This window comes from Chryseobacterium ureilyticum, from assembly GCF_900156735.1.
In the GTDB taxonomy this organism is placed as follows: domain Bacteria; phylum Bacteroidota; class Bacteroidia; order Flavobacteriales; family Weeksellaceae; genus Chryseobacterium; species Chryseobacterium ureilyticum.
On the sequence record NZ_FTOL01000002.1, the window covers coordinates 477,436 to 498,242 of the forward strand.

Here is a 20,807-nt window from a genome sequence, read left to right on the forward strand (position 1 = left end):
AGTAACGATTTGGTAACGGTGCTTATTGCTTTGCTTTTCAACGTGTTTCCGTTAGCTCAAAGCAAATATACAAAATTTTAATTTTTCGTTATCAATATATTTATGCAGTTTCTACTCTTCATATATACTTTGAATATTTCTAACAGTTGATTTTAAATCATCAATCAAGCTTTGAGGTTTAAGTACTTCAAGGTTTTCTCCAAAGGATAAAAGTTCCATAAAGAAATCGTGTGTAATGAATAGTTTGAGCTGTATTCTTAATTCATGTTCATTGTCTATCAAAATTTGTTGAGAATCGTGTAACGGTAATGATTTGATATATTTCCCTTGGAATGCATTGAAAGAAAGAATTACATCTTCTGGCTGATGACCGTTCGGACTGATAATACCAAAGCAGTATCTATAATGTTCATTTACATCAAAATCCTTTGGGAAGTTGAATTTCTTATTCAAAATTTCTAAATCTGTTAAACGGTCAAGGGCAAAACTCTTTATCTTATCATCACCTAAATCTTTTGATAAGACATACCATCTGTTTTTGAATTCTTTCAGAGCATATGGTTCTACTATGCGTTCAGTTAACTCATCTTCCCAATATTTTTGATACACAAATTTTATTTGAATCTGATTTTTAATAGCATGAAGTACTCCATACAGATGTTCAGTACCTTGAGGTTTCCGTTTTTCAAAATGAATATGCTTAGAAAGCCTATCTGTTAAATTCAAAGCATTAAAGGTGTCGAAAGCTTCTAATATCCTTTCATTTGCTTCTGGTTGTTCATCAAAATCTATGTAATAGACTTTTTTAGAAAAGTCAAACAAAATATCGATATTGTATAAAGAACGAATATCGTCTCTATCTCGTTGAAATGTACGCTTTGAAATATTGAAATTGTAAGCTTGAATTTCTGATTCCAAGGCAAGATATTCTTCAATTTCAGCAAATGTTGCAGGTCGTTTTCTTAATTTTTTTATGATGATATTATACCTTGCTATTGATTCTCTTTTTGACATAACTTATGATAAATAGATGCGTTAATATACTGAATGTTTTTGTATTTTGTTTTTCCATAGTTGGAATGATTGTGACCAAATATGTGGTATTTTGGTGCCAACTGAAATATAAAATTACTAATTTCTTCACTGCCAAATCCATTGTCTAGAATACCGTAAGGAGGGTAATGTGACGCAATGATGTCAATTTTATTTTTCGTTTCAATACCATTATAAAAAGGGAAAGCACTGATTCCCATTATGTTTATTTCACTTATTACTATCGCTTCGTCATTTAACCAAATAATGTCTTTAGGAATCAATCTTTTACCCCATTCTGGTTCAAACTCGAAAGGCAAATCATGATTTCCGTGAATAAATATTTTATGAGGTATTTCTAATTGAGCGTACCATTTAAAAAAATCCAAAACTTCATCCATATCTCCTGCATTACAAATATCTCCACAATGAATTACAATCTGAATGTTTTTAGGAATATCGATTAAACGATGTTTGCCATGCGTATCTGATAACAATAAAATGTTTTGGCTTTTAATTTTAATCGTGTGCATAGCCAAATCCAATTTTAGTTGTTTTTGTTATTATGGATTCCTCGCTACAAAATGAATGTATTTCTTCAAAGTTGGTCATTGTGCCGTGAACGATTTCCTGTATTTCACTTTTACGAATAATATTATCTATCTGTCCACCTGAAAAGTCAAATTTATCTGCGAGTATTTGACAACTCTTTTCATCTAAATGTGATAATTTTGATTTCCATATTTTAGCTCTTACCTTTTTTGTGGGTTTCTTGAACTGTACTTTAAATAAAAATCTTCGTTCAAAAGCAGTGTCCAAATTATTAGCTAAGTTGGTAGTTGCCATTAAAATACCTTCAAAGTTTTCAAGCTCTTCCAGTATAATATTTTGAATAGCATTTTCAGTTTGAGCCACATTGGAATTACTGTTTTCTTTCCTTTTAGAAATAATGGCATCAGCTTCATTGAAAAGTAAAATAGGTGTTAGTTTAGATTCTTTTGCATAAGCTCTGTAATCTGTGAAAATACGTTTAATGATTTTTTCACTTTCGCCAAACCACATGGATTTTGACTGACTGATTTCCACTTTCATTATTTCTCTGTCTGTAGCTTTTGCCAATTGTTTTACAATTTCGGTTTTTCCTGTTCCAGGTGCGCCATGTAACAAAACTGCAATTCCTTTGGGTAAACCTTTATTTGTTAGTCTTGTCTGTGTTTCATTAAACTTGTCTTCTTGAAGTAAATTTTGAAGTGTTTCTAATTGATTCATCTCGCCCCTATCAAAAACCAATTCACGATAAACAATTTCCGAGGGAATAATGATATTATCTTTTCTCTTTTTGTTTAGAAAAAGTTTAATGTCACAATCATTCAGAAGTTGAAGAGAAGTGTCCGTCAATCTCATTTCTGTATCATTGAAAAATTGAGCTTCTATAATTTCAACCAAATTATTGTTAATAAGGATATGATTGCCAGATAACAATTTTTGTACTTCATTTACTCTCTCTGATGGACTATCATAAATACCATCCAAAGCTCTTCCAATATCTGTAGATTCATTTCCTGATACTGTTTTCCATATTAGGTACAAAAACATATAAGCATCCTCTGTGCTAAAGTTGAATTGCTTTACTTTTTCTATTAACGGAAAATGTGTGTTGTCTGCAATCAATTTTTCAACTTCTCGAAATAGTTCAAAGGTTGAAATTTTATCATCGTCCCGTTGGTCGCCCAGTTTGTATAACTGTTCTAACAAATCTATTATACCATTTATCTTCTTCTTGTTGATTTTGGGCAAAGGTTTGTTTTGCAAAATAGCTTCTGTTATTTTTTCGTGAATAACAAATTGGTCATTAGCTCCCGCCAATTTCACACGGTGTCTTGATTTCTTTTTTTCAAAAATCCCAACTTTATGTAAATACTCAAAATCATCGCTGTATTCCAAAATTTTCATTGGATTACAATCAAAATACTCTATCAAATCGTTCAAATCAACAGTGTCTCCTTTGTAGTTTAGAGCAAAAACCATTGCAATAAAAAAGGTTTGATTATCCGATGTTTTGAAATATTGGGAAAGTGTATGTAGTTCAGATTTTATGCTTTCAAAAAATAAATTTTCAAGCTTACAATTTTTTGATTGTTCGTACACTTTCCCAATGCTTTCCAGAATTTGTTTCTTTGTAATACTTGTCATAAACCTATCTTTTTTGACAAAGGTATATCGAGAGTAAGACAAAGCATGGCGTGGTTGTGAAGATAGAATGCTTGTTATTTATGTAAAACCAAACAATTCCGATATTTCTAAATATCGGAATTGCTCTCATAAAGATTTAAAACTTCAACAAGAGGGATTAATTCATCAATTAAGTTTTCACAACTTAAAATATAGCAGTTTCTCTCTTCCTCAAATTTAAAAGATGAATGATTGAATTCTTTATCCAAATTGTAAACAACCCAACTGTTATTGATTTGTTCCAATTCAACACCATTTTTTAAATGTAATCTGCTAAAATTTGAGTATTGAGCACAAGAGTCAGATTCATTGATATGAATTCTAACATTTTGTGGGCTATGATATCTAAACCAAAATACAAACGGATTATGATGATAAGAATTCAAACTTTGGTTATAAAAAATTTCAACTTTATTCTCATAATTCTTTGTATAAATAGGGTGGTCAAGTATAGTTTTATACTTGGGGTTTAAACAGTACCATAACCAACTATCTTTATAGCTTTCTATATTTTCTGAAACTTTGGTTTCAATAAAATTTTGCCAATCACTAATGTTTTCTTTGGAAAATATTTTAAATAACTCTTCAAAATTTGACTTAATTTCTTCATCTGGCGATGCTAACACCCGATGCCATTTTCCTTTCTGTCCGAAAAATCTAAACTCTCCCAAGTTTGAGTATCCTACATTTATGGAATAATCTCCGAAACACAATAATAGACGGATAATATCTTGATAAGATACTTCTCTATACAAGCTATAAAAATTATCTGTAATGTTTTGTAACTCATCATTGGTATATGAAGTAAAATCAAAATTGAAAATCAACCCTCTTAATGTTGAATGGTCTTCAATCTTGAAAATTAAATCTTTTCGAAAAATATCATCTTGAAAAAGATTATATTTTGCTATTTCGTATTGAATATACTCTTTTCTAAAAGATACTGGTGTAGTATTCAGATTTTGAAAAGGATTAGATATTGATAACGAAAAAACAGTGTTTAGTATATCGTTGTAATAATCTGTTCTTAATTCTGAATCTAAAGATGTTTTGTTTTTCTGATTGATATTGTTGATGTAATTTCTAATAATTCGTAAAAAGTCTTTTAAGTCAGAAGTGACATTTATAGAATCTGCTTTTGCGATATAATTTAACCATCCAAATAATAAAAGATTTTCAAAATGTGAGAAATTATCATTGTTAAATATTTTCAGAATGGGATTTAGTGATGGCTGGTTAATTGCTATTCTGTCTTTCTGAAATTTTTCAGAGAAAATATCACCAAAATAATCTACCCATTCGTTGTACCCAAGCCCAATTACTAAATCAAAGATTTGAATTAATATTTGCAGGTTTTCTTCTTTTGAATAAATAATATCAATAGCTACATCATTGAATTGATAATTTCTACCAATATTATCTTTATAGTATAGATATTCGGTTATTTTTCTGATAAATGAAAGCATCAATTCATCACATCGCTTCGTGAATTTAGAAACATCTTGTTCTACATCGACCGTTTTATTGAAACTTTCAATCGTGAATTTCCAAAAAGCATCTAACCATACACCATCTATTTTTTCTATGAAAAATTTAGATGATTTATGTGATGATATTACATTTTCAAAAGAAGCCTTAAAATTTTCAAAGTCTGCAAGAGGTTTACCTCTTGCATTCATTTTTATGTATAAATTGTCGCCTAATCCGTATTCATTAATTTGTAAAAAGTGAAAATTAACAGGTCGTTTTTCTTTTAATGTTTCGAATGAAATATCTGAAAAAAGTTTTGATACCTCTTCCAATGTTTGTAGAATGCCTTTTACAGTTGGGTCATAGTCCCAATTAAGATTGTACCATGGCTGGTTTTTTATTGTACAAACTATTTTTTGCGTGTTTTCTTCTGTTTCAATTCTTATTTTTTCTATGTTTTCATCTTTATTTAATGATTTTAAAAATTCTTTAGCAGATTGTCTCGTCTTGTAACTAAACAAGTGTAGACCATTTTCATAAAAAGACACATCGTCTTTAAAAGCAAGAAACCAATAGATAATATACAGCGTGGTTAATCTTTGCTGACCATCAAGAGGAATAAAAGTTGAATTTTCAATATAACCATACACAAAATCTAAATTCAGATATTTATCACTTCCATTTTGACTTTCTCGCATAACGCTGTGTAAATCTTTAAGAAATTTTTCTCGGATATAAGCCGTTTTTTCATCATTTCGACCTTGAGCATAATCTCTCTGAATCATTGGGATTTCTATTCCATTTTCGATTTGAATATGTTCTTTTGCGATATTTTTCCAAACAAAGATATTATTGGTTAATATATCTAAGAGCGTATAATTAATATTCATAGGTTTCTAAATTTTGGTTTTTACAAAATTCATCTGCTCCTGAATTTTGAATAAGTATTCATCTCTGTCTTCTAAAGTCCAATAATTAAGGTGTTTTGGATAATCTGAATAGTACTTTAAGAAAGAGTTTTTTGTTGCGTTTGGTATGTAAAGACCGTTTAGCTCAAAATCAATTATTGACTTTCTTTTCACCCCAAATGCACTATTTCCTAATGAAGAATTTTTTTTCGTATCCAATAATGCCATATTAGAAATATGATGTTCTCCAATCAATTTTTCAAATGGTATCTTTGATTTTTTACTGATACTTTCCATATTGTTCTCTTTGTAATCAAGATTTTCTAAAACTTCTCTGGATAAATCTTCAAATTGTAGTTTAAGGTTTTTTGCATTTGTGTCCTTTAATTCTACAATAAGGTTTTCTATTCTATCAGTTAATTCATCATCAGAATCTATTGTTTTAAGAACTTTTTTGTGGTCTTCAAGCCATTGTGAATACTCACTTTGTTTTACATCTAAAGCATTTTGTGGATGGATGTGTTCCAAACTCCATTTAATTTCTTTAACTTTTAATTGCTTGAAAGGAAATCTATTAGTTTTGGAACGGTATACTTCCATTACATTGAAGAATACTAATGTTTTTTCAACTTGATTGTAAGAATTTTTATAATCTAAATCTTCAATCTTAATATAACAAAAACGTTCTTCTATTTCCTTGAAAAGGTACTTGACAAATAATGTCTTGTTGGATTCTTGATACTCCTTTATAAGAATTAGTAGATCGGCACCATCCCAAATAAGTAATCCTACTAAATGATAATATTCGTGATTTGAATACCAATCTTGAAGGATGGTAAAATATAAGTCAATTTCATTCCAATTCGACTCAATAAAATCATATTCTTTAGACTCTCTAGATTTAACATAAAGCGGATAGTAATATCTAAAGACATCAAACTCTTCTTTTATCGCTATATTTTTATTTCGTACAATTAGTTGAAAGATATAATCTATTCTGGTTGCTAATTTGTTTTCAGATTTAGTAATAAAATTCCAAAAATCATCGTTTTGTAAGGCATTTTCTATTTGATTCCATTTGTTAGAAATATCTAATTGATGCGTATATATATCTTTTGATTGATTTTCAAAATTCGCTTTACTCAAAAACAATGCTTTTATTAATTCTGCATTAGTTAAACCTATCTTTCCACTATTCAATCGGGTAAATACTTTTACAAGTTCTTCTCTGTTGCTTTCTTCGACATCGTACCAAATTACTTCAACTTTTTCCAACAGAGTTTGAAAAATATTCATTTCGATATTAGAATCAATTTTTGTTTCTTTCTTAATGTTCAGCCAAGAATCAATTACTTTGTAAGCATTTGATATGTGTGAGAAATCGGGATTGGAGTAATCAAAAATTCCTGTGTCTAATTTTTTGAAAAAATCTACACAATTTTGCCTTACTTCAAAATCTAATTGGAATTTTTCATCAATAAATCGTTTGAATCGAGTCAACAATATGTATATGGTTGTTAATCTCTGCTGTCCATCAATTATTTCATACTTGTTTTCTTCAATCTTACTTACTACAATAGGTTGCAAGCAATAGGACTCTTGTTTAGTCACATACACTTCATAGATATCATCTAAAAGTTCTTCAACTTGTTTTTTATCCCAACGATAGCCTCGCTGATAGGAAGGGATAAAATAAATATTATCCGAGAAATTTATCTCTTTAATTTTTTTAGGTTCTATCATATTTTATTATAAACTATTACTTTGCAAATGTATCAAAAACAATTCAGCACAGGCTTTAGCATCACTTAAAGCATCATGATGATTTAATGAAATTTTATACTGATTACACAATGACGCTAAATTTTGTCTAAAAAGACGATACGTGCAATGTTTTTCATATTTGGGGTTTTCCATGCCATAATATTCCAATGTTTTTTCTAAAACTGGAAAATCAAAGGACAAACCATTGTGAGCTACAACGGCTTGTCCTTTGATATAAGGTTCTAATTTATGCCAGACTTTGTCAAATGTGAGGGCTTCTTTTGTCATATCTGGAGTAATGCCATGAATATCTATAAATCGATCCCAGTAATAATTATTAGGAGGTTGTATTAATAAATTGATTTCATCCGTGACAATACCATTATTGACACGAACAAGCCCAACCTGGCAAATACTCCAACGATAACCTTGTGCAGTTTCAAAGTCTATTGCTGTAAAACACTCCATTTATAAAGCAGGTGCGTGTTTCCCCTTACCAACACCATTTGGATGTCTATTACAGGTACCACTTGTTAGGCTTGAAAGAGAAGAATACTTTGTTCCACAATACTTACAGACATACTGCGATTTCTCGCTTCCCTCATATAGTTTATGTTTCCCCTTACCAGCACCATTAGGATGTCGATTACACGTGCCACTTGTTAGACTTGATACGCTGGAATACTTTGTTCCGCAATACTCACAATAATAATTTGCCATAATCTATAATATTTTATATTATGCCTACTCTCAAAGTTTTCAGCTTTCCTTATTTTACATAGCAAAAATACTTAAAGACTAAGTCAATCCGTGTCACACTCTAAATTAAAAAAAATAGCACTAAGAATCTGTATATTATCTTCTATGTTTTGGATGTTTTTTCTTCTTCATCCGATTAGCAAACTGCTCTTCTTCGTAATCCTCGCCTTGTGCATCGGATAACAGGCTAAACAATCCCAAATCGGTATTAGGCGAATGTTCCTGTGAGAGAAACTCAAAAAGGTCTTTTGTCGGTAGATTGTCTATTTCATTTGCTTTAGAAACAGGGTTATCTTGTATCTTCAATTCGGGTTTATTGTCATTGTTCCACCAATCGTTAAACATATTTGCCGATAAGTTTCTGTCTAATTGTGAGCCGTTCCAAACGGTTCGAACTTCGTGATCAATAAAGGTCATACCGTAAATTCGTCCTTCACTATTACGCCTTACAACTGTATTAATACCCTGCTCGGTCAACTGCTTTTTAAAATCTGTTTCGTTGCTTGTGGTATGTATGGCAAGCTCCACCGTGTTTTTTAGAACAGACCTTGCAGGATTCGCTTTCATTTTCTCTTTGGACTGTTCAAAGTGTTTTTGGAGTTGTGCCACGCCTGCGTCTTTTCCGAATAAAGATGCTTTGAACGGATTACTTACTTTGTTCCCATTTTCGTCCAATGCCACATAAACCAATCCGTTTACGGTTTCACCGTTCCGTTCGCCTTTGACTTCTTCCGCTGTGATGTTGAACAGAGACAATAAAGCATTGTAACTGCCCATAGTTGAAAAGCTGTAATATTTTGGCAGATGCCGTACTACCGAAGCAATCTGACTTTTGATGTCGCCTTTGTGGCAATCCACAGGTTTTAAAACTTTGTTGGCTTGTTTCTGCTCCTGTTGGGTGGCTTTTTGCAGATTGTATTTCGTTTCCAAATCCCTACAGATTGCCATTGAGCGTTTGTGGTCGTAATCATCGGGTATTTTCTTTCCGTCAATACCTACACAAGTTGAAACAATGTGTATATGCGTTCTGTCAATATCCGTATGCTTGAAAACTATGTAAGGTTGATTGCCGTATCCCATACGTTCCATATACTCCTGTGCCATCGCCGTAAACTGTTCATCGCTGACTTTATCCGCAGGATCTGGGTTCAGTGATATATGCCGTACCGTCTTTTCAGTTTTAATATTTGCAGACAAATATGGCTCAAAGCACTTATTAAAATAGGCTAAGGAATACCTGCCGTCCACCGTATCGGGTATCTTGTTCAGTAATAAAACCGCTCCGTTTTCATTGTCCACTTTCTGCTGATTATATAAAATTGCACCATACATATTGCTTCCTTTTCCAATTTTTGCAATCATATTTTTATTCTTTATTTAGATATTTCTTTTCAAATTCTTCGGTAAGAATTAAAACCTTTTGCAATAATTCTTTCATTTCTTTGGTCTCCTTTTCCAATTTAAAGAGGTATGCAGATGCTTTTTTATCTGAAAAGTTGGCGTTCAAAAGCTTTACAATTTGATTGTAATTCGTTGCTATTCCTCGAAACTGACCGAAAAACTTGGTCAAACCTGCGTGGTATTCTATCGCATCCATATCAATTTTTACGGTCTTTACCGTCTTCTGAAAGATGCTAGCCGTAATGAAATGAGCCGTTACTTTCATTCCCGACTGGTCAAAAAGTGCAAGAAACTTGGCACTGTCCTCATCATTCAGATTAAAGGAATACCGATGAACCGCAGGGTCAATCTTCGGTTTTCGCCCTGTCTTTTTAATCTGATTTCTATTTTTCTCTTCCATAATATCCATTTTTAATTTTTAATAAACGTGCGACTTCGGAGCCGTTTCCAGCCCCCTGCAAGGGCAAGTGCTTTTGAGGTGCCGAAATTCATTTCGAGTACCTCAAAAGATAACTTGCTCTGAACAGGAGTTCAGAAAAATCCGTTTTGCAAACGGATTGTAGTTAGCAGGGAAAACCCATAGCTTCCATTACAAATTTCGGTAAGACTATTTGAATAACAGATATTTACAATCACGACAATGAACGCCAAATGCTACCTTTGAGTGCCACATCAACATAGACTGGAATTGCTTTCGCTTCCTTTGTATATGGTTAGCTGGCTGATTGGTTATAACCTTAACTATGTAGCCAATCAGCATAAATCCCGACAGCAAATCTGCGTGATTGAATGCAGACGAATTACAGATTTTTGAGTTAATGAATTAACCAATTAAGGGTATGCAGGTGCTTAGGTAGTTACATAAATACAACAGTATATACAGCTGATTGCTTAGTTAACCAAACAGCTAATTGGATATAATATTAAAAATGAGAGATATGATACACGAAGAAAACAAAAATCAGCAACCCGAAAAAGAGGATTTCTCTATTGAAAATTTCATAACTGATGAAAATAAACAATCTTTCACGGAACAACAGGCAGTAACACATCGGGAAGATTTTGTCAAACCCAAAGTAGATGAGGAAGCTATTATGCGTGTAATGGCAGGCGAAGAACCTTCGGAAACTGAAACGGAAAACACAAAAACACCTGAGAGTAATACAAAAAGGATGACTTACAAGCCAAAGAAGCTGACCAAAGAGGACTACTGCGGACGGTTCTTCAAAATTCCCACGACAACGGCAAGCAGGGGGAAATCAGTGTATGTACGGCAGGAACACCACGAAACATTTAACAGGCTTACAAATATTATGGGCATCGACAAACTGACGATTTATGCGTATCTGGACAACATTATCGAATACCACTTTCAGGAGTTCGGGGAATTGATTAGGGAAATCTATGACGAGAAACACAAACCGTTGTTTTGATAACTATACGTGGTGGGTGGTACGTTTCTACCTCTTAAAATTATTTTCCAAAAGAAAAAAACAGAAAAAAAAGAAAGCCATTTTAACAAGGGGGAAAGGCGGAAAAACCAAAAGGAAACGGAATAAGTCCCGAAGGGTGGCAGGGCACACAACAAACTCGGCGAAGCCACCATATTTGCCCTGCCATTATGCCGTAGTCTTTTGGTTGGGTGGTGCGGTGGCTGTCCACCTTATCTTTGCTCCCTTTTTTATTCTTTTTTTAATCAATTCCAATCAAAGAAAGGGTACAAAAAACACGTAAGGGCTAAGGATAGGGTGTTTTTTGTATGCTTTCCTTTATCCTTACAAAACTCTTTAAATGTGTGAGGGCTTTGCGAGGAAAATTTAAAGTGTTTTGAGGATTACTTTCTATTCATGTTGTGCCAACATAAGCTAAATACTGCCACATAATGCCAAATGAAAACAATACATTCCCTTGTGTTCTATATTGGGTGCAAATTTTGAACCTATGGCACAAAAAGTAATACCTGACAAAGAGCAGAAAGAGAAAGAACATAGTCCTTTGATACAGGTTGATAAGCAGAGCGACCCGATTTCCAATTTCATCGCTAATTTAAAACGTCAGTTCAGGGAAGCAAAAGGCTTAATAGATTGGAACAAACTATTCGGGGGAAAACGTACTGAACAACAAAAGCAGACTTCCGAACCTGAAAGCATAATAGGTGCGACAAAAACGCTTATCCGTTCGGACTTCAAAAATGAAGAAAAAAATCAGGCTATACAGACCAATAAAAAGCCTGCTTTAAAAAAGGAAAATACAATCATAACGCAACAGTCTCGTCCTAAAAGTAATAAACCAAAGTTAGGATTATAGCCTAGTATTTGGCAACTGTACGCCAAATACCGCCATCGGATGCAACATTAAAATGACCTATGTGAATAGCTTTTATTTTAGAGGTTTAAATGATGCAGATATGGAAATAACAGTTTTAGACATTCAGATTTTGAAAGCATTGCATAGGGAAGTTAAGGAAGTTTCCAATTTGATAGCGGAAATGACTACACCCTACAAAGCACTGCAACAGGCAACTAAATGGCTCGACCAACAGGAAGCCTGCCAATTGCTCAACATCAGCAAAAGAACGTTGCAGACGTATAGGGCAAAAGGCATTCTTGGAGCAACGCAAATTAATCGGAAAACGTATTTCAGATTATCCGAAGTGGAGTTAATTATGCAGGGAGAGCGACCATTAAAAAAGCAAAAGAAATGAAACAGATTGGAAATTCAAACGAAGATACGCTTGCCTTGCTCGAAACTGTGGTAGGCATCAAAAATGAACTGTTGTATATCAGAGAATATTTCCACCCATTACTAAAAGGGGAAATCTACCTGTCAGGCGAACAGGTTTGCGAGATGTTACATATAAGCAAACGGACATTGCAACAGTACAGAGATGACGGACTGATACCTTTTATCAAACTCGAACGGAAAATCCTTTTCCGTGAAAGCGATATTGTAAAAGTATTGGAAGATAACTATCAGCGTTAGCCCATTAAATGAATGCTTTGAAACTGTAACCCGTATCGGTCAATTAAAGAAACAGCCCACTGCTTAAAGCGGTGGGCTGTTTTACATTATATAACTTACTTTATTAATGTTAAATCAAACGTTTATTATTTCTTTAAGCCTTGTCGATATATTTTTCCAATTTGTGTCAAGATTAACAGTCCGTATCTGAATTTTATGATTGTCATATTTAAAATCTAAATCATAATCTCTCTCAATAGTTGGGTACAAAAGTATTCCAGTTGCCATTTTAGTTTTTTCACTACCATCTTGCTGATTTAATAAATAACTAAATAGCTGATATAGGTTAGATGACCTAATTCGCTCTTTGTCGTAATTGACAGTCATTGTCTCTTTATAGTATTTAGCATCAATAATTATCTTTTTTTCTTCATTTTCCAATGAAATATCAGTTTCCATTTGAGGTAGATACTGATGACTTTCAATATCATCTTCTTGAAACTGCCATTTAATTATTTCTTTTTTAACAGTATTAAATTTTCTCTGCTCAATACGATAAAAATTTCTAATAAACGCTTCAAACAACTGATTCATTTTCTTTTCATCCCTTGTAAAGTCAGAAAATTTGTATTTTCCTTTTTCTTCTGATGGTAATGTACTTTGAAAAATAAGATGACATACATTCATCACAAAACCATAAAAACGATTATTTCTGTTTAACTTGATTTGTTTAAAGTGACTTCCTTTGATTTCAATTAAGTCAACTCCGAGTAACATTTTTTGCAATTTTGCTAATTCCATTTTTAGGATAGGGTCAATGCCTTTTGTTCTTGTGAGCCTATAAATTGTTGAGACCAAAATTTGATTTGTGATTATATTGGCAGAGAAATCATCATAAGTACAAACAGTTTTTTGTTTGAAAAGTAAATTTCCCTTGAGAGTCTGACTGATTTCAATTTTGCCTTTAATCCCTGAAATTTCTTCTTGGTGGTCAATATAGCTTTTATCGATTCCTCTTTTGAGTAAAAGCTTTGAAGATGTAATTAGTACCTTAGCAAATAAATCAAGTAATTCTGTTTTGTCATCTATAGAAACATCAACACGCTCTTTTTCGTCTAACTTATTCCAAGCATAGCAAAGCAAAAAGTATATATTTTCAATTGGGATTGCCATTTTTTATCTTGAAAGCTGTTTTAATATATCAGAAACTTTTGAAAGATCGTCAAACCAAATCTCTTCCAGCAACGGCTTTAGTTCATAATTTAATATGTCCGACCACCATATATTTTCAATTCCAGCATTTGAGTATGTACAAAAATAGCTATGTCCAATTTGAAAGCCTTCTCCAAGGTTAACATCTTCTCTTATTTTGATATTTAATTTTGAAATTGAAGTGCATATGTGTTCAATAATTCCCTCTGATAAACCTTTGTCACTTAAAAACGAGCGAAAGTTTAGACCATAATCAGGCTGTAAAGAAACAAAAGCAAATCTTCTTCTCAAAGCATAATCTACTATTGCAAGAGAACGGTCAGCTGTATTCATTGTGCCAATTATATACAGATTTTCTGGAACATAAAATCGGTCTTCTTCATCTTCTGAATATGTAAGTTTTAATGCAAATTTTTCATCTCTTTTATCAGCTTCAATTAACATCAATAACTCGCCAAATATTTTACTTAGGTTACCTCTATTGATTTCGTCAATTATGAAAAAGAAAGGACGGTCAGGATGAGCCAACGCTCTTTGACAAAATGAGTAAAAAATCCCATCTCGTAAATCAAAACCTCCTTTTTGGGTAGGGCGTAGACCTTGTATAAAATCCTCATAACTATAAGATTGATGAAATTGAACCATTTCAATATTAGTATCTTTTATCTCTTGCATAATTTCATATGCAAGTTTTCTAGCGATAAAAGTCTTTCCTACACCTGGAGGACCTTGTAGAATTATATTTTTCTTCCGCTTTAATAGAGAAACGGTATTCGAGAAATCTTCTTCACTGATAAATGGTTTGTCTGCATCTTCAGAAAATTTGTAACTCTTGATGTTTTCAGACTGAAGGAGTTTTTCTGTGATAATATTTTTATTATCAATGATCTCTCTTATAATTTCATATTCTTCCTCTGTCAACTTGAATAAACTTCCTTGGTTATTTATAAAAACTTCACATTCTTGAAGCGAGGGATTGTTTTTCAAATCATTCCAATGAATAGGAATTTCTAATTTTTCAATCAGTTCAAACTCAATTTCTTCTCCTTTGACTGTATTATGAATTCCTTGTGTAATTTCATAAATAGCTTTTATTTGCTTAGTAGGGGTGCTTTCATACCCAATCATTAAATCACCTCTTTTGGTAGCTTCGAAATGTTTGTAGATTCTTCTTTTGTTTCCTTTTTCATTATGGGTGGTATAGGTCTGTTTCTCCCCAACATTATGTTTACTAATTGACCAAATTTTTGGATTTGCATTTAACCACCAATAATTTATGTCGTCATCTGGTTCGTGAGTAGTATCTTGTGGTAATTCAATATCTCTATTCTCTTTAACTTGCAATGTTCTGTTCAATAAACTATGAAACTTGTCTTCGGGTATGATTAATTCTTCTGTAAGATTAAATTTTTCAAAAGTCTCTATAAATATTTTCCACTCGTTTGAATAGAAAGAGTTAATTATTTTTATGAAATCTGTTTCAGGATAATGCTTATAATAATTGCCTTTACCTTTTTTTTCGAATCCTCCTATTTTCTCAATTATTTCTTCATAAGCTTGTATAATTTGTGTATCTTTTTCTGATTGAAATGCTAACTCAAGATAGGCGTTGGGATTTTCAATATCCCAAAAATTAAATACCAAACCTGCTTGTCTAGTTTTGTTTTTCCAATCACCTTTATTTACCAAACCGAGAAAAATGTAATGACTTCCTTGAAACCAATATCCTTTTCTAAGTCTTTCACTATCTTTTTTTCTAAGCCAAAAAGTTAGGTCAGTATATTTTTCTTCTTTGAGTTTCAGTAAATGTTGAAGGATTTTATCGCTCCAATTTATTATCAGTTCTTCTTGTGTCATACTTTCTTTTTTGCTCCTGATTTCGGTATTTTCTTTGCTGTTTGTATAACCCCGAAACTGGTCAATATTTATACTATTTTAACTTTTGGTAGATATTATTTTTATCAATGCCTAAAGTACAAAAAAAGCCAAAGCGGTTAGCATTGACTTTAATACTTATAATTTATAATGATTTTTCAGAGGCTCGCAACAAAGGACTCCTCCATACCCTTAAATTTATGCGATACCTTTTGCATATCCTTTCCGACTTTCTCGTTGAGTATCTTGGCGTAAATCTGAGTGGTAGCAATGTTTTTATGCCCTAGCATCTTGCTCAAACTTTCAAGCGGAACACCCTCGCTTAAAAACAGAGTGGCAAACGTATGACGTGCCAAATGAAAGGTTACTTTCTTTTCTACAAGGCAGTCAATCAGTTGAGATATTCTCTTTAAGCTGTCATTACAAACCGTATTTGATGGTACAGGAAATACCTTTCCGTCCTTTGACAATCCTGCATATTTTTCAATAATCATTTTCGGAATATCCAAGAGCATCACGTTTGACGATGTAGCCGTTTTCTTTCTACGTACAATAATCCACTGGTTACCATCAAAGAAATCCTGAATATTACTGTTTTTAAGTCCTTTCATATCCGAATAGGAAAGCCCCGTAAAACAACTGAAAACAAACATGTCTTTAACTAATTCGTCTTTCTTTTTCTCGCAGTTGAACGTTACGAGCTGTTCCAATTCATTACGCAACAGATAACCACGGTCTTTATCCTTTTTGGTATTCTTGTACTCGCTGAACGGATTAAAAGCAAGGTGCTTTCTGCTCATTGCCAATCGGCAAAGTGTAGTAAATCCAATCATATACAGCCAAATGGTGTTGTGTGTTAAACTTTGGTCGTCACGCAGGTAGTAATCAAAGTCCTGCACAAAATCAGGTGTAAGGTCGTTAAAGGGCACATCGGAATAGCCGTATTTTGTAAGTGCAAAATTTTGAAGATGTTTCAAAAGTATTTTGTATTTACTGCGTGTGCCATTCACTCGAAGTCCACTATTAACCTTTTTCTCATAGTCGGACAGGAACTGTTCATAGAATTTGAAAAAGGTCAATTCTCCGCTTTCCATTCCAAGAACGGCATTTTTAAGTTTAGCACTGTTTACAGCTCCCTCGTTCTTCAGGATTTTGGAATAGCATTCCTCAATACCCGAACGAATTTTGTCAAGTTTGCTGTTTGTGTCTTGGGCTTCTCGGCTTTTACCTAAAACCCTGCCGTACTTCAAATCCCAATTTGTTGCGGAAATATCCAGCTTTGTACTGAATGCAGACTGTTTGCCGTTTACGGTAATCCTGCACATAACCGTGACTTTTCCGTTTTTCTTTGGGGCGTTCTTTTTAAGGTAGAACAATACCTTAAACGTTGATTTTTTTGTCGTTTCCATACTCACAATTCTTAATGATAAAATTAAACCTATGTGAGCTACGGAACAATATGAAAAACTATGCAGAAAGCTGAAATACAGTATTTTAAAACGATTGTTTCTAATATTTAAAAGTAACGTTTTAGTAACCTTACTTTTGCCAAACCTCGCTTTTTCCTGCTTTTTGCCTCATTACCAAAAAATCACAAAACGGCTGTAAAGCCTTTATTTACAACCGTTTTGCCTGTTATTAATCTTTAATGTATTTTTACTGAAACTTTATTTTAAATACAGCAGTTCTTATTGGTTCACTTCTTCTTTCACATTATAAAAAGTCTGTTCAGGTTCCGAACTGGTTTTCCAATATTTTGTCATTAGCAATTGTCTGCATAGCAACTTTTGGAGTGTCCTTAGGAATTATAGACAGACACACTTCTTCATCATTTTTTATTTTAAGTGTTCTCAGCATTATCACATATGCATTGGGAATCTGGTATGGGCTGAGAACTAAAAATAGTTTTTATTTTGCCATTATTCCTTTCAGTATTGTCTTTATTATTTGTTCAGCAATATTCAGAGTGGCAGAGAATGAAGGAACATACCTTGTCGTTTCTTTATTTGTGATTGTCAGTATTACGCTTATCATTAAAAACCTGATGAACCTTCAAAAAAAATGGAAAAATGAGAAATAAAGAAGATATTAAAAAACTGATGAATGAGCTTCAGGCAGGAAGTCATAAAGAGATTCGTTTTGATGAAGAAGCTGTTTTTGCAGCTTATGAAGAGAAAAACACGAACCATCAATCATTATCCATTAAAATATTATCCATTTTTGGTGGGCTGCTAGCCTGTATTACGTTCCTGGCATTCATGTTTGCAACCAATATGTTTGAATCGGAGACAGGAATGATAATAACCGGGCTTATCTGTATTACAGGATCTTCTCTTGTCAGCAGATTATCAAAAAAAACAATTATGGATACGTTGAGTGTTACTTTTTTCATCACGGGGTTTGCATTACTTGCTTTTGGTTTATCTAAGGATGAGAATAGTATTTACATATCTTTCAGTATTCTGGCATTATGTACAATTTTGTTTGTACAGAGTTACATACTTTCTTTTATCTCAATATTAATTATAAATGGATGCATCGTAACATTTGCAATAAGCAACGATCTTAATATCCTACTACATATCATTATTGCTGTTCAGGCACTGTTCATTACTTTCCTATTTTTACAGGAAGCAAAAATAATTACCACCAATAAAATATTTTCAAAACTATACGACCCTATCCGGACGGGAATGATGTTTTCATTTATTTTTACTTTGGCTACTTTAGGAATAGATCTTATCAGAAATATTGATATTTCTTTTAACTGGATTCCTTCTGCCATTATCGTTCTTGCCATTCTGTATGTAGTCTCGCTTTTATTTAAAAAACTAGAAATTACTAATACAACCCATAAAGTTATTATCTACATTTCCACTGTTTCAATGTTATTACCTACTTTATTAACTCCTACCATAGCGGGAGCAGTTCTTATTCTTCTGTTAAGTTTTTTCGTTAATTATAAGACAGGATTCGTACTGGCGATCATTGCCCTTATTTACTTTATTGGTAAATTCTACTATGATCTATATTTTACTTTACTGACAAAATCCATAATTCTGTTTGTTTCCGGGGTTATCTTTTTGGCAATTTATTTCTTTACTCACAAAAAACTGACAGAAAATGAAAAAATATAAATGGATCATCATACTTTTAAATTTAGTACTGCTACTTGTATACTTCAATTATTCCGTGGCAGAAAAAGAAACTTTACTAAAAGAAGGGCAACCCATTTTATTAAAGCTTGCACCCGTTGATCCCCGTTCACTCATGCAGGGCGATTACATGAACCTGAGATATGATATTTCAAATAATATTAATGCTGAGCAAATCCCAAGACGAGGCTATTGTGTAGTAACACTTGATCCAAAAGGCATTGCCCAATTTGTTCGTTTTCAAAAGGACCAAACTCCATTAAAAACCAGTGAACACCTCATCAAGTATACTTCTCCCAACCAATGGAATATCAATATTGGTGCAGAATCTTTCTTTTTTCAGGAAGGACATGCAGAAAAATATAGCAATGCAAAATATGGTGGAATAAAAACAGATAAAGACGGAAACAGTCTCTTGATAGGATTGTATGATGAACAATTAAAACAAATTAAATAAAAAATGTATAAAATATTGTTAGTTAAATTTCTACTTCTTTTTACAAGTATGAATTTCTATTCTCAAAACATCAATCTAAATGAGTATGAAGTTTACCTTGGAGATGTTTTAATCTATAAGCAAGATTTCATAGAGCAAAACAAATCTTTTAGTGAAGAACAATTAAAGACGATTCAATTCAAGCCTATTACAGATGGTTTTAAGAAAACATATTATTTAAGTGGTAAAATATCTTCAAGTGGTAAGATTGAAAATTTAAAAGAAAATGGAACTTGGGAATACTGGCATCCTAACGGTCAGATAGCACGTAAAGGTGAATTCATTGATGGAAAACCAAATGGAAAACACGAATATTGGTATGAAAACGGAAATCTTAGAGCTATTGGAAATTGGAAAAATGGAGTATATGACGGAAAATGGGAAATGTATAGTGAAGATGGAAAGCAGAAAATTATTCAAAATTATGAGAACGGAAAAGAGATTTTATAAAAACTCCTTAATAAATTTATAACTATGTTAGCTCTTCACATTGAGTACCTTGTATGAAGAATCCATAACTTATTGATAAAAAAAATTGAAGACACTTCGCCATTTCAAAAAACTTCCCGAAATTAGCAGCCTGTGCATTAAATTTATTCAATGAAATAAAAATTTAAATCAAAACATACAGTAAAACTTAGTATAAGTTTTCTTCGGGGCAGGGTGAAATTCCCTACCGGCGGTTACAGTCCGCGACTCCTTTCTTTTGAAGGGACTGATTTGGTGAAATTCCAAAACCGACAGTTAAAGTCTGGATGGGAGAAGAAAATGAGATGAACAGTAAGATTCCTTATGGGCTCTTATTGTGGCGTATTTCATTTCCATGTACCGAAGACTATTTTAACTTTTAAAAGTAAAATAACATGGAAAAATTATTAGAACAATTTGGAGCAACCTCCAAAGAACGTGTAGAAAAAGCACTTTCAACTTTACAACAGGGAAAAGGTATTCTTTTAGTAGATGACGAAAATCGTGAAAACGAAGGCGATATCATCTTTCCCGCTTCCACTATTACAGAACAGGACATGGCACTTTTGATCCGCGAATGCAGCGGCATCGTTTGTTTATGCATTTCCGAAGAAAAAAGTAAGCACCTGAACTTACGTCCGATGGTGGAAAACAACAATTCAAAAAACCAGACAGCATTTACCATCTCTATTGAAGCTAAAGAAGGTGTAGAATCAGGAGTTTCAGCAAAAGATCGTGTCACTACAATCAGAACGGCTGTAGCAGCAAATGCTCAGGCAGAACATATCGCCAGCCCGGGACACGTTTTCCCTTTAATCGCGAAGAAAGAAGGAGTCTTTGAAAGACGCGGACATACTGAAGGCAGTGTAGATCTTGTAAAAATGGCAAATCTTGGTGATGATGCTGTTCTATGTGAACTGACTAATGAAGATGGTTCTATGGCAAGACTTCCGGAAATCGTGGATTTTGCCATCAAGAAAGGAATGAGCGTTGTTACTATTGAAGATATTTATGCGTACCGCAAAATGATTATGAGTAACTAGACATACAACAATTTAATGCACAGAAAAACCG

The 20,807-nt window shown here is 32.9% G+C and carries 20 protein-coding genes and 1 riboswitch; of the genes, 9 read left to right on the forward strand and 11 right to left on the reverse strand.

What is annotated here, in order from left to right; translation table 11 throughout:
- Positions 1–111: 111 nt before the first annotated feature.
- The 8 genes from BW983_RS08360 to mobA all read right to left on the reverse strand — a co-directional run bounded on the left by BW983_RS08360 (position 112) and on the right by mobA (position 9,966).
- Positions 112–1,014, reverse strand: a complete 903-nt coding sequence (locus BW983_RS08360; RefSeq protein ID WP_076551538.1) for a helix-turn-helix transcriptional regulator — start codon at positions 1,012–1,014, stop codon at positions 112–114.
- The gene (locus BW983_RS08365; RefSeq protein ID WP_123850480.1) at positions 993–1,565 is read right to left on the reverse strand and encodes a metallophosphoesterase family protein; all 573 of its coding nucleotides are present in this window, start codon (positions 1,563–1,565) and stop codon (positions 993–995) included. The genes BW983_RS08360 and BW983_RS08365 overlap by 22 nt, the downstream gene beginning before the upstream one ends.
- Entirely contained in the window at positions 1,552–3,225 is a 1,674-nt protein-coding gene (locus BW983_RS08370; protein WP_076551540.1) for an AAA family ATPase, read from the reverse strand. Before BW983_RS08370 ends, BW983_RS08365 begins: the two co-directional genes overlap by 14 nt.
- 107 nt (positions 3,226–3,332) lie before the next feature.
- Positions 3,333–5,624, reverse strand: a complete 2,292-nt coding sequence (locus BW983_RS08375) for a DUF262 domain-containing protein (protein WP_076551541.1) — start codon at positions 5,622–5,624, stop codon at positions 3,333–3,335.
- Between the two features lie 6 nt (positions 5,625–5,630).
- Positions 5,631–7,385, reverse strand: coding sequence for a DUF262 domain-containing protein (locus BW983_RS08380; protein ID WP_076551542.1), 1,755 nt, complete (start codon positions 7,383–7,385; stop codon positions 5,631–5,633).
- Positions 7,386–7,391: 6 nt separating this feature from the next.
- Positions 7,392–7,874, reverse strand: a complete 483-nt coding sequence (locus BW983_RS08385) for a 3'-5' exonuclease (protein ID WP_076551543.1) — start codon at positions 7,872–7,874, stop codon at positions 7,392–7,394.
- A gap of 387 nt (positions 7,875–8,261) precedes the next feature.
- The gene (gene mobB / locus BW983_RS08395) at positions 8,262–9,527 is read right to left on the reverse strand and encodes a conjugal transfer protein MobB (protein ID WP_076551545.1); all 1,266 of its coding nucleotides are present in this window, start codon (positions 9,525–9,527) and stop codon (positions 8,262–8,264) included.
- Between the two features lie 4 nt (positions 9,528–9,531).
- Positions 9,532–9,966 (reverse strand): conjugal transfer protein MobA, encoded by a 435-nt coding sequence (gene mobA / locus BW983_RS08400; RefSeq protein WP_076551771.1) that lies wholly within the window; start codon positions 9,964–9,966, stop codon positions 9,532–9,534.
- Positions 9,967–10,504: 538 nt separating this feature from the next.
- Between mobA and BW983_RS08405 the strand changes: the two genes are divergently transcribed.
- From BW983_RS08405 to BW983_RS08420, 4 genes are all read left to right on the forward strand, one after another.
- Positions 10,505–10,999: a DUF3408 domain-containing protein gene (locus BW983_RS08405; RefSeq protein WP_076551772.1), complete on the forward strand. Its 495-nt coding sequence runs from the start codon at positions 10,505–10,507 to the stop codon at positions 10,997–10,999.
- Positions 11,000–11,507: 508 nt separating this feature from the next.
- Positions 11,508–11,873 carry a hypothetical protein gene (locus tag BW983_RS08410; RefSeq protein ID WP_076551546.1) on the forward strand — a complete coding sequence of 122 codons (366 nt, stop codon included), beginning with the start codon at positions 11,508–11,510 and terminating at the stop codon, positions 11,871–11,873.
- 52 nt (positions 11,874–11,925) lie between these two features.
- Positions 11,926–12,270, forward strand: coding sequence for a helix-turn-helix domain-containing protein (locus BW983_RS08415; protein WP_228408987.1), 345 nt, complete (start codon positions 11,926–11,928; stop codon positions 12,268–12,270).
- A complete protein-coding gene (locus BW983_RS08420; protein WP_076551547.1) occupies positions 12,267–12,548 on the forward strand; it encodes a helix-turn-helix domain-containing protein in 282 nt (93 codons plus the stop codon). Before BW983_RS08415 ends, BW983_RS08420 begins: the two co-directional genes overlap by 4 nt.
- A 114-nt stretch (positions 12,549–12,662) precedes the next feature.
- Here BW983_RS08420 and mcrC read toward each other — a convergent pair whose 3' ends face one another.
- From mcrC to BW983_RS08435, 3 genes are all read right to left on the reverse strand, one after another.
- A complete protein-coding gene (mcrC, locus tag BW983_RS08425) occupies positions 12,663–13,700 on the reverse strand; it encodes a 5-methylcytosine-specific restriction endonuclease system specificity protein McrC (RefSeq protein ID WP_076551548.1) in 1,038 nt (345 codons plus the stop codon).
- Between the two features lie 3 nt (positions 13,701–13,703).
- A complete protein-coding gene (locus BW983_RS08430) occupies positions 13,704–15,596 on the reverse strand; it encodes an AAA family ATPase (RefSeq protein ID WP_076551549.1) in 1,893 nt (630 codons plus the stop codon).
- Between the two features lie 176 nt (positions 15,597–15,772).
- Complete coding sequence (locus BW983_RS08435; protein ID WP_076551550.1) at positions 15,773–17,023, reverse strand: site-specific integrase; 1,251 nt, start codon at positions 17,021–17,023, stop codon at positions 15,773–15,775.
- A gap of 347 nt (positions 17,024–17,370) precedes the next feature.
- On the opposite strand from BW983_RS08435, the gene BW983_RS08440 reads away from it, so the two are divergent.
- The 5 genes from BW983_RS08440 (at position 17,371) to ribB (ending at position 20,776) form a co-directional block, all read left to right on the forward strand.
- Positions 17,371–17,694 (forward strand): hypothetical protein, encoded by a 324-nt coding sequence (locus BW983_RS08440; RefSeq protein ID WP_139329245.1) that lies wholly within the window; start codon positions 17,371–17,373, stop codon positions 17,692–17,694.
- Positions 17,684–18,751 (forward strand): DUF4401 domain-containing protein, encoded by a 1,068-nt coding sequence (locus BW983_RS08445; RefSeq protein WP_076551552.1) that lies wholly within the window; start codon positions 17,684–17,686, stop codon positions 18,749–18,751. Before BW983_RS08440 ends, BW983_RS08445 begins: the two co-directional genes overlap by 11 nt.
- Positions 18,738–19,226 carry a GDYXXLXY domain-containing protein gene (locus tag BW983_RS08450; RefSeq protein WP_076551553.1) on the forward strand — a complete coding sequence of 163 codons (489 nt, stop codon included), beginning with the start codon at positions 18,738–18,740 and terminating at the stop codon, positions 19,224–19,226. Before BW983_RS08445 ends, BW983_RS08450 begins: the two co-directional genes overlap by 14 nt.
- Before the next feature lie 3 nt (positions 19,227–19,229).
- Entirely contained in the window at positions 19,230–19,715 is a 486-nt protein-coding gene (locus tag BW983_RS08455) for a toxin-antitoxin system YwqK family antitoxin (RefSeq protein ID WP_084184384.1), read from the forward strand.
- A 195-nt stretch (positions 19,716–19,910) separates the two neighbouring features.
- A riboswitch (FMN riboswitch) is annotated at positions 19,911–20,036 on the forward strand.
- A 92-nt stretch (positions 20,037–20,128) separates the two neighbouring features.
- Positions 20,129–20,776, forward strand: a complete 648-nt coding sequence (gene ribB, locus BW983_RS08460) for a 3,4-dihydroxy-2-butanone-4-phosphate synthase (RefSeq protein ID WP_076551555.1) — start codon at positions 20,129–20,131, stop codon at positions 20,774–20,776.
- The last annotated feature ends 31 nt before the right edge of the window (positions 20,777–20,807 follow it).